11 protein-coding genes and 2 pseudogenes are annotated in these 13,985 nt (G+C 57.7%); 1 reads left to right on the plus strand and 12 read right to left on the minus strand.

Annotation, left to right across the window (positions count from 1 at the left end):
• Nucleotides 1-17: 17 nt before the first annotated feature.
• Both BLL42_RS10325 and BLL42_RS10330 read right to left on the minus strand, forming a co-directional pair.
• Entirely contained in the window at nucleotides 18-275 is a 258-nt protein-coding gene (locus tag BLL42_RS10325; RefSeq protein WP_071551966.1) for an immunity protein, read from the minus strand.
• Complete coding sequence (locus tag BLL42_RS10330; RefSeq protein WP_071551967.1) at nucleotides 272-2,311, minus strand: S-type pyocin domain-containing protein; 2,040 nt, start codon at nucleotides 2,309-2,311, stop codon at nucleotides 272-274. Before BLL42_RS10330 ends, BLL42_RS10325 begins: the two co-directional genes overlap by 4 nt.
• A gap of 357 nt (nucleotides 2,312-2,668) precedes the next feature.
• Between BLL42_RS10330 and BLL42_RS10335 the strand changes: the two genes are divergently transcribed.
• Entirely contained in the window at nucleotides 2,669-4,018 is a 1,350-nt protein-coding gene (locus BLL42_RS10335) for an MATE family efflux transporter (RefSeq protein WP_071551968.1), read from the plus strand.
• A 30-nt stretch (nucleotides 4,019-4,048) separates the two neighbouring features.
• Here BLL42_RS10335 and BLL42_RS10340 read toward each other — a convergent pair whose 3' ends face one another.
• The 10 genes and pseudogenes from BLL42_RS10340 to BLL42_RS10385 form a co-directional block, all read right to left on the minus strand.
• The gene (locus tag BLL42_RS10340) at nucleotides 4,049-4,834 is read right to left on the minus strand and encodes a DUF4123 domain-containing protein (protein ID WP_071551969.1); all 786 of its coding nucleotides are present in this window, start codon (nucleotides 4,832-4,834) and stop codon (nucleotides 4,049-4,051) included.
• Nucleotides 4,831-6,213 (minus strand): contractile injection system protein, VgrG/Pvc8 family, encoded by a 1,383-nt coding sequence (locus BLL42_RS10345; protein ID WP_071551970.1) that lies wholly within the window; start codon nucleotides 6,211-6,213, stop codon nucleotides 4,831-4,833. Before BLL42_RS10345 ends, BLL42_RS10340 begins: the two co-directional genes overlap by 4 nt.
• Before the next feature lie 233 nt (nucleotides 6,214-6,446).
• Nucleotides 6,447-8,360: an arginine decarboxylase gene (gene speA, locus BLL42_RS10350; RefSeq protein ID WP_071551971.1), complete on the minus strand. Its 1,914-nt coding sequence runs from the start codon at nucleotides 8,358-8,360 to the stop codon at nucleotides 6,447-6,449.
• 220 nt (nucleotides 8,361-8,580) lie between these two features.
• Nucleotides 8,581-8,952 carry a translation initiation factor Sui1 gene (locus BLL42_RS10355; RefSeq protein ID WP_071551972.1) on the minus strand — a complete coding sequence of 124 codons (372 nt, stop codon included), beginning with the start codon at nucleotides 8,950-8,952 and terminating at the stop codon, nucleotides 8,581-8,583.
• Nucleotides 8,953-9,234: 282 nt separating this feature from the next.
• Nucleotides 9,235-9,792 carry an NUDIX hydrolase gene (locus BLL42_RS10360; protein WP_071551973.1) on the minus strand — a complete coding sequence of 186 codons (558 nt, stop codon included), beginning with the start codon at nucleotides 9,790-9,792 and terminating at the stop codon, nucleotides 9,235-9,237.
• Between the two features lie 3 nt (nucleotides 9,793-9,795).
• A complete protein-coding gene (locus tag BLL42_RS10365) occupies nucleotides 9,796-10,863 on the minus strand; it encodes a DUF2333 family protein (RefSeq protein WP_071551974.1) in 1,068 nt (355 codons plus the stop codon).
• A 183-nt stretch (nucleotides 10,864-11,046) separates the two neighbouring features.
• Entirely contained in the window at nucleotides 11,047-11,493 is a 447-nt protein-coding gene (locus tag BLL42_RS10370) for a hypothetical protein (protein ID WP_071551975.1), read from the minus strand.
• A pseudogene (tssD, locus tag BLL42_RS10375) lies at nucleotides 11,490-11,786 on the minus strand (type VI secretion system tube protein TssD); the annotation flags it as partial. The gene BLL42_RS10370 and the pseudogene tssD, both read right to left, overlap by 4 nt.
• A gap of 50 nt (nucleotides 11,787-11,836) precedes the next feature.
• Nucleotides 11,837-12,520, minus strand: a complete 684-nt coding sequence (locus tag BLL42_RS10380; protein ID WP_071551976.1) for a hypothetical protein — start codon at nucleotides 12,518-12,520, stop codon at nucleotides 11,837-11,839.
• Nucleotides 12,517-13,667 (minus strand): annotated as a pseudogene (locus BLL42_RS10385) (DUF2515 family protein). The gene BLL42_RS10380 and the pseudogene BLL42_RS10385 overlap by 4 nt, the downstream one beginning before the upstream one ends.
• Nucleotides 13,668-13,985 lie beyond the last annotated feature (318 nt).

Genomic DNA, 13,985 nt, shown 5'->3' on the forward strand with positions numbered 1-13,985 from the left:
TTCTCCAACTCGTTTAGCTAGCCGTATTTTTTTTCTATTACAAATTGCGGTGCTTTCCAGTTGGGGCCTTTGATGGCTACCGGGCCGTCGCCGTTAGCCAGCACGCCCTCTTCAAAAAGCCTTGCGTAGGTTCTCAGCAGTTCACCATTTGCAATGACTTCAAACCGATACTTACCAAACATTCTATCGAGCGATGGGTAGGCGAGCCCAACTCCAAAAGCTGAAACGACATCTGCAATTGGCTCGTTTCTTACAATTTTCTCGATAGTGTTCATTCAAATACTCCTTTTAGCAGCTGTTCATATATGCGGTTTATCTGCTTGTCGCCTGCTTGTATTGCTTCGTTGGAGTACAGCAGTGTCTCGTCGCCGCTGAGTTTGTAGTCTTCCAGCGTGGCCGTATGAGCGTTGTTCCAGGCAGGGGAGCCATTTTCGGGTTTGAAATCATCGCTGAGGCCCATTGCCCGAAACCTTTCAAGCTCCCTTATTTTATGAGTGTAATAGCGTCGATCCGTATCACTTATATCCAAAACGCCCTTCAGGATTTTTTCAAGACGCTGAATCATGATGTCGTTCGCGTCAGATTGATCGAGTCGAGCGATATGCAACATGACCGCATTAACCCCTTCTTGGGTGATCACTGCTATACGCCAGTCCAGCTCAACTATCGGTCCACCTGCCTGCTCCGGATTGAAGTTGCGTCCACTGTGCTCTCCTGTGACAGTGGCGCCATCGTACGGACTGTTAAACACAACATAGAGTGGCGGAATGCCCGAATCAGCCGGAAATACAGTGATGAAACCACCAAAGTCGTACTGGTCCAGCTGTGGGAATGCATCAATTCGTCCTTCGTCAGGGGTGACAGTCGCGCCTTCATAAACCGGCAGATCGACTTCAACCGCCGGAAATTCGGTCGATTGTGGAGGCGACTCCACCACCGGCGTCCAGGTCGTGGTGACGGGTTGGGGGCCTGTGCTGGTGGAAACGTAGACTTTCTTTTGTGGGTCAAACTGTGCGAGTCGGACAGGTACGGTGGAAGGTACCGATACGCCGTCTGTGGTGGCGACTACGATCTGCGTCTGGTTACCAATCGTCCGTGAACCCAAGGTCACCCTCAGGTTGACCTCTCCCTGAACGGCTGCGAGTCCGTACAGGTCTTCGCTCAGGTCAGGTGCGAGTTCCGACAGCAGAACACTCACAGAATAGAGGTCGCCGTTACCCAGCCTTGATGGCACCAGCAGGGCGGCGAACCCCACGATGATTGGCGTTGCCGCGGTGACGAGTGCTCCGAATGCGGCGGATACTGCCGCGCGCAGCACGTTCCTGAGCGCTAATGATGTGGCGGGATTAGTAATGATGCTCCCGGTCGCTCCAGCAAAAACCGGACCGATGGCCGCCATTGACCCGCTGTTGGCGAAAGTAGGGGGCTGCTGACGGGCATGTTCTTGCGCTTGTTTCTGCGCTTGCAGCCTTTCAAGGTGCAGTAACTCAGCTTGTCGTTGAACTTCAGCCAGAGCCTCAAGACGAGCCTGTTCGGCAGCGACGTGCCGTGCGGCTGCTTCTGCTGCAACCTGAGCCTGCTGGTTGGCCAATCGTTGCGCTTGTGCCAATGCTGCAAGCCGCGCCTGCTCTCGAGCCTGGGCCTCCGCTTGTGCGTTGATGCGTGCCAATTCAGCTGCGACCCTCTGGGCTTGCTGTTCCGCCGCCATTCGGGCCTGATCATTTGCCTGCACAGCGAGGAGAAAGTTCTGCACATTGACGGATTGCTGGTTGAGCAGCTGGATGGTTTGGGACAACAGGCGTGCGTCGTAGGCCGCCCTGTACGACGCGATCCAGGCCTGCATCGCAATATCGACCGACTTTCCCATGGTCGAGGCTCTTGGATGGAACTCATGCACAGACCTGCCAATGGGGTCGACTCCATAAAAACTATTGGCGATTGCCGTTTTGCTATGAAACTCGGCGGTCTTTCGAAGCAACAGCGTATGACGCACGCCCAACTCGCGAATGATCGCGTCGGCGGGGGGAAGCGGGGCAGTTGAACCTTCCAGTCTTGTTGCGGCCAGTTCATGCTCAATGGTCTGCGGTAGTTGACTTGTTCGGACTGCATACTCCTGCTCCGAAGCCTGGATGGTGGCCCGCAAGGTGGTATAAGTTGTATCGACTATCGAATGGACGCCGTAGTAATCGCTGTAAAGAATGATTGCAGGGCCGTTGCTGAAACCTCCACCTATACCTATGAGATCTATATCATCGGGTATTGGCTGAGCACCAATGTAGAGTGTTGGAAGTACCAAGGGAGGTTTTTGCATATTCATATCCTTTTGAATGTGCACAATGTTTTAAAAAAATAGTTTTATTTCGATAATTACTTGCATGCGGGAATGTTGCTTTGTGTGCTTTAAAGCTACATCAAAAATAGAGGTTATGGGTCTGAGAGGTGCGTGAGTCGTTACACGCAATATTGAGTGAAGTTTCGAGAACACAAAAATAAAGACAGAATTATCGCTGGAGTAAAAAGATATTTCTGACAGAACTTGCGAGAACTTCTTGTAGGAATGTCTTAAACAACAGCCGGAGCAAGCTCCCTCGCCACAAAAGCCTGCTTGCCACAAGAGCGCCGAGCGCTGGATCTGCCGCTACAATGCCAGCTCTCGCAAGGAGCCCGAATGTCTACGCTGATTACCGACTGGCGCGATCGTCCGACCCATCGCCGCGTCTGGGCGCTTGCCGCGCCGATGATTCTTTCGAACATTTCTGTCCCGCTGGTGGCGCTGGTCGACAGCACGGTGGTCGGCCATCTGCCTCACGCGCATCAGCTCGGCGCTGTCGCGGTGGGCGCCAGCCTGTACACCTTTCTGGCCTGGGCCATGGGTTTCCTGCGCATGGGCTCCACCGGGTTTGCGGCGCAGGCGGCCGGGCGCGGTGACGGCGCGGCGCTGCGGCAGATCCTGCTGCAAGGCTTGCTATTGGCGATGGGGCTGGCGCTGCTGCTCGGGATGCTGGGCGTACCGCTCAGTGGCGTGGCGTTGCACTTCATGCAGCCATCGGCCGAGCTCGATCAACTGACCCGCGAGTTTTTCCACACCCGGTTGTTTGGCTTACCGGCGGCGCTGGCCAGTTATGCGCTGGTCGGCTGGTTCCTCGGCACCCAGAACGCCCGCGCACCGCTGGCGATTCTGCTGACCACCAACCTGGTGAATATCGCCCTTAACCTGTGGTTCGTCATTGGCCTGCAATGGGGCGTTGTCGGGGCGGCTCGCGCTTCAGTAATCGCCGAATGGACCGGCGCTCTGCTCGGTCTGGCCATGACCCGTAACGCCCTGCGCGCCTACCCCGGGCATATCGCCTGGGCGGCACTGGCGCTGTGGCAGAGTTGGCGGCCGCTGCTGGCGGTCAACCGCGACATCTTCATTCGCAGCCTGGCGTTGCAATCGGTATTTTTCATGGTCACCGTGCAAGGCGCACGGCTCGGCGATGCGACCGTAGCGGCCAATGCGCTGCTACTCAATGGTTTGCTGTTGACGGCCCATGCTCTGGATGGCCTGGCCCATGCGGTGGAGGCCCTGTGCGGCCATGCCATCGGCGCCCATGACCGTCAGGCCTTGCGGCGGTCCTTGGTGGTCGCCTGCGGCTGGTCATTGATTGCCAGCCTGGGTTTTGCGCTGCTATTCCTCTGCACCGGGCACCTGTTCATCGAGATGCAGACCAACATCCAGAGCGTGCGCGACACTGCGTTCATCTATTTGCCGTACCTCGCCGCACTGCCACTGATCGCCGTCTGGAGCTACTTGCTCGACGGCCTGTTCATCGGCGCCACCCGGGCCCGGGAAATGCGCAACGGCATGCTGCTGACGGTGCTGGTATTGCTGCCATTTGCTTGGGCACTGCAAGGGTTCGGCAACCACGGGCTGTGGCTGACCTTTCTGCTGTTCATGATGCTGCGTAGCCTGACGCTTGGCGCATTCGCCTGGAGCCTGCGCAAGAACGATGGCTGGTTCACAGGTTTAGCGCACTGAACCGACGGGGCCCGGATAAGCGCGGTGACGTCAGGAGCGATCGCTCTGCCAGCGGTTGCGCAAGCTGTCGAGACGCTCTTGCTGAGTGCGCCCCGGGAGGTGTTCTTCGGGTGTCGCTGACGGGTATTGCAAACGTAATCGCAACCAGCCATCGAGCACCGTGCGTTCGCTGAAACCCTGTTCGAGTCCTTCCTGCACAAAAGACCAGATCGCGCCAAAGTCGTGACCCGTCGAACGACTCCAGTGCCACGCATGGCGCTCCAGCAGGCACGCCTGCAACGTGCTCTGCTGGCGAAGACTGAGGTTGTCGTCGATGGCCAGTTCACTCACGGCTAATCTCGGATTGACCAAATGCAACCAACCCAGACTGCCGATCGCCCGGTCCGCCCAGGTCCCGCCGTGCCAGTAAAGCTTATCGATCGGCCCCAGCCAGCGGCTCAACTCGCGGGCATCACAGGCGTCAAAAAAGTAACTGGCGATAAAGGGGTTGTAGTAGCTGAGCAGGCCTTTGTAATGAAGCCCGAACGTGACCGTGAGCATACGTCGAAGGTGCCCGAGCAATTGCTCGGAGGGTGCACAACTGACCAGCAGCAACCCCGGCCAGTCCGCTGGCTCGTCGTGGCAACATTGCATCAGCGACGATTGCGTCGACAGCTCGATCAGTTGCGGTCCCTGGTCACGCAACACATGGAGATCGGTGTTCTCGAACAACGCGTAACACGGTATGTCGGCAAACCGCTGCTGCAGGTTCCACCCTGCCTCCGGCGAACCCGGTACATCCAGCAAAAGCCATTGAGCCGACTGGGCAGCAATCATGCCGCACCACTTTGGCCAAGCCCTGCCACTGTGCGGCAGACGCAGATCGCTTGCCGGCAATGCATGAAGCTCCCCCCGCCTGGTATCAAACACAGCAACACCAAGGGCTGACTGCTCTGAACCAATGCCAACAAGTCATGGCGACCCTGGGGCGGCAAATCTTCCAGTGCCGGGAGCGCCTCCCCGACCGCTGAGGGCGGGGAGGTTTCGGGCAGCAACACGCTGTCGATGTTCAACGTCGTCCTCCGAAACAGGCCGGTGATCAATGGCTGGTCCGGATCGCCCTCGATAAAACTGACGCAGACCTCAACCCCCGCCGTTAAACCGGCAACCGACTCTGCAGACAGTTGGGGCGAGACTGGCAGCCAGCAATGGCTAGGCCGTGCACCCTCGCCCTGATAAAGCCAGTCGAACTGCACGGCGATACGTCGCGCCGAGTCGCTGCGGACTTCGTCCACCTTGACCACCCAGCCACGTTGCACGTTGTTCATCCGTGGCTTCGCGCGTGGACAAAACGGTACGACCGGCGCTTCCCAGGGGGTCGCATAAATGCGGTTGTGATAGCACGGCACCTGCGCCTGGCTGCCCGAATGCTCGACCCGGGTCAGCAACCACAGGTGATTCCAGTCAGCACACGGATGGCCCGACAACGGCATCAGCATGCCGCTGTGTACGTTTGGCAGGTCCGTTTCGCCTTCTGCGACGGGTTTCAGCGCCCCATCCCGAGCGGCCACATCAGCGTGAGCATGAACCTTGAAACGCCTGACCGCGGGTGCAGTGCCCAGCGCATCAAAGGTTGCGCTGTCACCTGGACGCAAGCTTCGTTGGGAGTCGGCAAAGATCAGGTAATGCCCACGTCTGTGGTGCTGAAAGTGGTAATGAATCCGTTCTTGCTCGCACAGGCGCTGAAGAAATGCCAAATCCGACTCACGGTACTGGGTGCAAAAATCCCGCACGGGGTAGTCGCTCCTGAGCTCAAATCGACAGTTTCTTTCGTCGATGCCGTGCTCCTTCAGTACCCGAACGAGAACCTGCGGGACTGACAACCCGGTAAAGATCCGCTGGTTGCAGCGTTGCGCCAGGCAGGCCAGCTTCGGCCCAAGGCACAGACGCCAGAGCGCCGGCAGCGTGCGGTCGTGAAGCTGAACGAGGTCATGAATCTGCCCATGGATACCGGCACCCGCGACCCCGAAGCCCAGATACGCCGAACGGTACATCAGGCTGGCGATGTCCAGCCGCCGTTCATCAAGCTGCAGATCCAGCTGAAAAGCAAAGGGCTGGCTGATGGACTCGCTGCCGGTAAAGGCTACAACGGCAAAGGGTTGGGGCTGACCCGCTATCTCCAGACGAAATGACGGCTCGTTGGCGGAATCGAACATCGGCGTTTCTCTACAGGAGGGGCGACCGGGGATTCTCGCTGAGAGACATGGTCGAGTAGAGTGCCGAAGTACAACTTAGGAAATGACCTACGTGAAATGAAGACCGCGCATCGTTGATAGTGCACGGGCGCGGCAAATCGCTACAAAAATAAAGAAATGCCGTACCAGGTCCTCCGAAAATTCCGCACTACACGGAGTATTTTCAGACAACCTGGTCACAGCGGTTCGCTACCTCAAGAAGACAGGTAAGACGAGCGAGTCAGACCCAGGCGCAAGGCATCGAGGTACTGGGTACGCTCAGTGGCGCTGATCCGGGCGCTGGCCACCTTGTCGCGGTAGTGCGTCATCAGCTCTTCCGGCGACAAGTGCACGTAACGCAGCATGTCTTCAATGGTGTCGTGGGTTTCGATACCAGCGTGGTAAACGCTGCCATCGGCATTCTGGTAGATGTTCACCGAGTCGGTGTCACCGAACAGGTTATGCATGTCGCCAAGAATTTCCTGGTAAGCCCCCACCAGGAAGATCCCCAACAGGTAGTCTTCGCCATCGTTCAGCCCGTGTACCGGCAGGCTGGTTTCGATGCTTTGCTCGTCGACGTACTGCTTGATCTTGCCGTCGGAATCGCAGGTCAGGTCTTGCAGCACAGCACGGCGCATCGGCTCTTCATCAAGACGGTGCAGCGGCAGAATCGGCAGGACCTGGCCGATGGCCCAGGTGTCCGGCAGGCTCTGGAAGACCGAGAAATTGCAGATGTATTTGTCGGCCAGCTTGTCGTTGAGTTCGTCGAGCACCTGACGGTGCGAGCGCTGACGAGCTTTCAACGAGTTGTGCAGGCGACGGCAGACGGCGAAGTAGCATTGCTCGGCCAGGGCTTTCTCGGCCAGGGTCAGCTTGCCATCGGCGTACTGAGAAGCGATGTCGCTCATGTAGTGAGTGGCGCGCCAGTAGGTTTCGGTGACCATCTCGATGTCGGTCGGGCCGAGCAGGTCTACCAGCCATTGCACGGTTTCCGGCAGCTCTTCCTTGTTCTCGATCATCGGTACGTCGTCGTTGTGTTTCTCGACGTCGGTGACCTGTACCACCAGTATGGCGTGGTGAGCAGTCAGTGAACGACCACTCTCGGAGAAGATGTTCGGATGCGGCAGGTTCTGCGCGTCGCAGAATTCCTTGAGCATGCCGACCACAACACCGGCGTAATCGTCCATGTCGTAGTTGATCGAGCTGGCGTTACGCGAGTGGGTACCGTCGTAGTCGACACCCAGGCCACCGCCAACGTCGATGTGATCCACTGGCAGGCCAAGGTTGCGCAGTTCGCCGTAGTAACGGATCGCTTCCTTGAAGCCGTGCTGGTAGTCCGCCAGGTTGGCGATCTGCGAGCCCATGTGGAAGTGCAGCAAACGAATGCCCTGATCCAGACCCGCCGCACGGAAACGTTCGACCACCGACAGCAACTGGGCAGCAGACAGCCCGAACTTGGATTTTTCGCCGCCCGTGTCAGCCCATTTGCTCGAGGCCAGGGACGACAGGCGAACCCGCAGGCCGACTTGAGGCTTGACCTTCAGCGAGGCAGCCTCTTCGATCACCAGGCCGACTTCGGATTCTTTCTCGATCACGATGAACACGTTGTGGCCCAACTTCTGGCCCATCAGTGCCAGACGAATGAACTCACGGTCCTTGTAACCGTTGCAGACGATGGTGCCGCCCTTCGGCGCCAGGGCCAGCACGGCCAGCAGTTCCGGCTTGGAACCGGCTTCCAGACCGATGGACACGTTCTGGGTGGCGATGATGTTCTCGATCACCGCTTCCTGCTGGTTAACCTTGATCGGGTACAGCGCGGTGTACTTGCTCTGGTATTCCAAACGCTCGATGTTCGCATCAAAGGCGCCGGTCAGCTGACGGACGCGGTCTTGCAGGATGTCCGGGAAGCGCACCAACAGAGGCAGGGACAGGCCGCTTTTGCGCAGCTGTGCGACTTGCTCGAACAGATCGATAGGCGAGCTGCTCGGACCGTTCGGACGAACTTCTACGCGACCGGCGTCACTGATCGCGAAATACCCGGCCCCCCAATGGCGAATCCCGTAAACACTGCGGCTGTCCGCAACTGTCCATTGGCTGCCATCGTCTTTGCGTGTGCGTCGTACGGACATCGAAGTCCCCTATTAAAGAAGTCAAAGAGCGCCACCCGGGTTGAGGGCTGGCGCAGTCTAAAGTGAAAAAATGACGATTAGCCTGCAAGCGAGATAGACCACACTTGCAGCGCTGAGTTTAGAAACCGGTCAGAACAGGCTCTGTGAAAACCATGGAGACGACGTTAAACCTGAATCGGATCAGGACTGCATCAAGTCGGGGTGGTTTTCACAGAGGCTGCTAGCCGCCAGATTTCTTCGCTTTGAAACCGTGTTTGATCAGCTCTGCCAAGAGTAGCTCGACATGATCGCCCTGGATTTCGATGATCCCGTCCTTCAACGCGCCACCTGTGCCGCAACGTTTCTTCAACGTCGTGGCGAGATCCTGGAGCGCATCGATGGCCAGCGGTACGCCGCTGATGGTGGTCACCGTCTTGCCGCCCCGGCCCTTGCTTTCACGGCGCACGCGCGCGATTCCGTCGCCGGCCGGGATAACGGTTTGTTTGCAGATGCAGGCTGCCACCGGCTGGCTACAGTCCGGGCAATGTCGACCTGCGTCGGTGGAAAATACCAGGCCACCAAGGGCGGCGAAGGATGCGGCTTTTTTGGCCACCGGCAATCCTCTTGGGAGGACAAAGACTGGTCGCAGCAACTTTGGCAAGTGCTATCGACCGCGAAGCCCCACTCAGGCAGGGGCAGCGCTACTGGACCGGAAAACCCTGTGTAGGAGCTGACGAGTGTAACGAGGCTGCGATCTTTTGATGTTGACTAAAAAGCAAAGTCAAAAGATCGCAGCCTGCGGCAGCTCCTACAACAAGCATCAGCGGTTCAGCTTGAAAAGGTCGCGCAGTGTAACGGCAAAAAGCGCACTTGCTAAGAGCCAATCGGCGCCATTTTATAGATCTTTTGCGACGTCGCCCCCCCGCGCGCTCAGATAGCGCTTCAACGCCGCCAGAGAGTCCGGGCAATAAGGCTTTTGCTCGATTTCCTGCATCACCTGTTCGATGGGAATAAAGCGGGCCTGAAGCACTTCCTCCGGCTGCAGAATCAACGGTCCGTCCCAGACCGCCGAAAACGCCGAACACCACAGGCGGTTACCGGTGTCTTCAAAGAAAAAATGATCATGGGCGGTCAGTTCGACCCCACTGACGCCCAATTCTTCTTCCAGTTCACGGGCTGCCGATTCGGCGTAGGTTTCGGTCGCCAATACCATGCCGCCCGCCGCCACATCCCAGAACCCCGGATAAATGGCTTTGCTGAACGTACGCTGATGCACGCACAGTTCACCGGCCGAGTTGAACAGCATGATGTACGTGCCGCGTCCGATCAGCCCGCGCTCGCGCAAGTCCGAGCGCACCAGCGAACCGAGCAGGTTGTCCTGCTCGTCGACCCAGGCGATGTGTTCGGCGTCTGAGGCTGCGCGGTGCGCAGCCTCATTGAAGGTATCGACCATGACTTAGCCCTGATTGAGCAATTGACGCAAGTCGATAACCGCCGCGTTGGCCCGCGAGATGTAGTTGGCCATGACCAACGAGTGGTTGGCCAAAAGCCCGAAACCGCTGCCGTTGAGAATGATCGGGCTCCAGACGGTTGCCTGAGACGCTTCCAGCTCACGAATGATCTGACGCACGCTCACGGTGGCGTTTTTCTTCGCCAGCACGTCGGCGAAATCGACTTCTATGGCACGCAGCAAGTGCGACAGTGCCCAAGCCTGGCCCCGCGCTTCGTAGAACACGTCGGCGATCTGCAGCCGAGGGGTTTGTACCAGCTCTTCCTCAACCACCGGCACCTGACCTGGCGCCAGGGTTTCGGTTTTCAGTGCGGTGTTGAGCTTGACCCGACCGACGCTGGCCGACAGACGTTGCGACAGCGAGCCCAGACGGGTTGCGACATCACCCAGCCAGTTGTTCAGGTTGTCGGCACGCGCGTAGAACTGCGCATTCTTTTGCGAGGGATCCGACAGGCGAGCCTGGTAGCGGCTCAGGGAATTGATACCTTCCTGGTATTCCGACTCGCTGGACGGCAGCATCCAGCTCTTGTTGTCGAAGTTGAAGCGCGGCTCGGCCTTGGCCAGATCGGCGTCTTCAGCGGATTGCGATTGCGAACGGGCGAAGTCTTTACGCATGGCGCGGGTCAGGTCACGAACCTGTACCAGCACGCCATATTCCCAGTGCGGCATGTTGTCCAGCCACAGGCCCGGCGGGAAACGGTCGTTGGAAATATAGCCACCCGGCTTGTGCAGCAAGGTTCCGGCGACGGTCTTGAGGGTTTCCACCGTGGCGTACCCGACGACCATCTGTTTGCCTTCCTTCTCGGCGGCCATTTGTGCGTTCTGCTGAACCGGGAACAGGGCCGGCTCTTGGCTCCAGTAGATACCCAGCGCGATAGTCACCAGCAAGTACAGACCGAGCAGTGTGGCCAGCGCTCGGCTGAACAGCAGGCCACCTAAATAACTGCGGGTTGCCGACTTGGGTTCGGCAGCACGTTCAGGCGCGCTGCCTGTGCGGTTCTTCCAGTCCAGCATGGCGATATCCTTTCAATCACTTGAGTTCGTCGATTCGACCACAACCATACAACAATGTGCCTTTGACCGGCATCTGCCGTTGGGGTAATCCCGAAAAAATACAACCGAACCGGCGGCAACCATTGCCGATGAACTCAGGTATCCATGCTTGCGCTAAACGCCGATGACCTCCATTGAAATCTGTCACACCTCGGCCGGTGCAAAGAGATGGGCGATGCCTTCGCCGTCGGTTCGTCTCTGGGCAGCCTGCCCGTCCACGGTCGCGATATAACGCTGCTGCGCCAGTGGCTCGGCCGTTACGCTGGCAACGAGGCGGAAAATTTTTGGCGATCGTGAGGCCTGGACAGGCGGATTTTTCATCAACTCGATGATCGTCTGATCGAAAGTGCGCACCGGCATCACCCAGTCACCGTAGTCGGCTTCAGCTCTGATTAACCACCACTCGCCACGCTCGAGCTGCTCCAGCACCTCGCTGTCGATATCAATCAGCAGGCTGGCACGCAACTCGTCCAGACCCTCGACAGGTTGCCGATCGAGCAATGCCTGGCGGACGTGATCCAGCGCTTGCTCGCTGGAATAAGCATGTTGGCGTTCCCACTCGGACAGATAAAGTTCGCTGACCAGTTTCATGCCTGCGGCTCCCCACTCCACTCGTCGGAGCCCATGGTCCGGCTGATTTCATGTCTCCAGTAGATGCGCCGGTAGCTGAAGTGAACCTTCTCCAACTGGGTAAGGTGCGCACTACCGGGGTCCTGGCAATGGGGCATAAGCACTTCAGCGCCGATAATCACCGCGTCTTCCAGCTCCATCGTGTAGAAGTGCTCCTGCGCTCCGTGAGCCGAGGTGCGATACCACTCGACGCGGCACTTGCTGAGCAACTCCCCGGAACACAAGGCGATATTGATCAGCGGCGACGACTTGTCGTTCGCCGTGGAGGGTCATGAAGGCTGGGGTTGGCATGGTGGGGCTCCTTTTATTTGGGTTGAGGGGCAGGAAAGTGACGGGGTTCGTCGTACATGTCTTCGACTTCGTCGAAGGGCGTCCAGGGTTTGGCAAGTGCGAGGGTGATGAGGTAGCGCTCTTCGGTCGGGTTTCGGTAATCCTCGAAGCGACCCACTACCAGCATGACCTGATACTTTTCGTCGGCTTGCCAATAAGTTATCCCTGCGAGAATTCCTTTCCTCAGGTAGGCCCGCCATTCAGGTGTATCGACGATCGTGGGATTGTTTTGCAGCCCCTTCGCCACCCAACCTTTTTCGCGCCATTGGTCTTGCAGGTCGAGAACGACTTTAAGCGCGTCATCAATCAGGAGCGGCTCGATCTGTGGAGACATGCGAATGCCGAAAATGACATTGTCGTCAAAGTCGACAGTGAAAAAGCGTGCCGCAGGCGTGGTAAACCCGAACTGCGGGTCGACGAATCGCAATTTTGCATCGACCTTGGGAATGCCGAACCAGACGTGCCCCCGTATCTCCGGACTAAACGGGGCTGAAGAGCTCCTGCGCAAATCGTCATATGTTCCACCCATTTTCAGGACGATTTCCGGCTCATCCCAGAGAGGTTGCGTTAGCTGATGTATCGCGGCCCAAGCTACAACAGCCAGAAGCAGAAGGCCGGCGCCGCAGCGCCAGCCCAATAACCGTCGGCGCAGATTCATAGCGCGCTGCCGCCCGATGCGATCTCGTTGATCGATTGCTCTAATGCGCTACGGTTGTGATCGCTGAGCATCTGATCAAAGCGTGCCGCCGCTTGGAGCACGAATGACATTCGTTGCTCGATGTCCGACAAGTCCGCCAACGGGTTGTTGCCAAAACCGATGGTCCGCCCGTCCTCGACGCGCTGGCATTGGCTGGTTAGGGTCAACTCGATAGCCTGGGCAACGCCTGAAGGAAACCCTGTGACGTAGGAAGCGTGGTTGCCACGCAGCAAAGCCACTAATTGGCGGTCCAGGTAAATTGTCGGCTGGAGAATGTTTTTCTGCTCATGCGACGCCAAATACTCCACGCTCTTGGCAATGTCCCCTGCCTCTATTGCCTCAAAGGCCGGCAAAACTTCGGGGTATATCAGGCCGAACTGGAGCTTTTTCTGCCCCACCGGCCAAAGCACCGGAAACCTTGGATGTCCATAAATTGCTTCACGCGCTTTCAAACACTTCTTCAACTCCCCTAACCCACGTTTCGCATAAAACTCATGCAACGGATAAACATCCAGAAACAGCGTGGTATTGCCCAACGCCATCATGTCGTGCACATGCTGGAATTGCTGCTGCACCAGCGACAGATCCTCTCCTTGTGAGCGCAAATCCACGGAGGGAACAGGATTGCGCGCATCGGCTTCTTTATAGTCACGCAACGCGCCTGCCTGTTCGGCCATCCTGCCCGGCGTCAACAATCCGAACTCGCGGCGACTGTCTCGCAAAACCTGCCTGGTCTCACGCTCATCATTGATGCGTTCAACACTGTCCGCCGCATGGAGCAATCCGCAGCCGACCTGCTTGGAGGCGAACGCCGCCAGCCCGGCCCACTGGAAACGCGGATCGTGTAGCCACAATCGGGCGTAGGCGGCGTTGATCGCGCGGTTGCGCTCTACCGGGTCGGCAATCAAGACACCCTCCGGTGCAACGATTTTTCTGCTTCGCGCTGGTAGGTACGCCAGAGGCATGAGCACGTGAGGATCGGTACGTCAGTGACCGAAGTCTTGCTGCCGTAAAGCCGCACCTCTTTACATTCACAGTCAGTAACGGGCGCGCTGTTGTGGTTCAGGCGCTGATCATCGCTACGGTGTTCTTCGAAACACAGGGTCATGATTTGCGGACGGCTTATAGGGGAATCCCTGAACCCTAACAGCCGAAAAACCCGTCCGGGTCACGCCGACGAAAAATCAGAAAACCCTGACAGATGAGGTCCGCAACTCAATCAGCAGTTTCCTTAAAATTACGCAGAAAGCGCCTGAAATACCTGCCGACCGGGCCTTTTCTGTGCAATGACGACGCAACTCAGACCAGTCGGTCGAGAACTGAATAACGTCGCTTTGCAGTTTATTGACGTAGGACACTCATGCCATTGGAAAGAGATGCTAGCATAGAGCCACCAGTCGATCTCAGCATGAACCCTTACTAGTAG

Origin of the sequence: Pseudomonas frederiksbergensis (assembly GCF_001874645.1) — a bacterium.
Classification (GTDB): Bacteria; Pseudomonadota; Gammaproteobacteria; order Pseudomonadales; family Pseudomonadaceae; genus Aquipseudomonas; species Aquipseudomonas frederiksbergensis_B.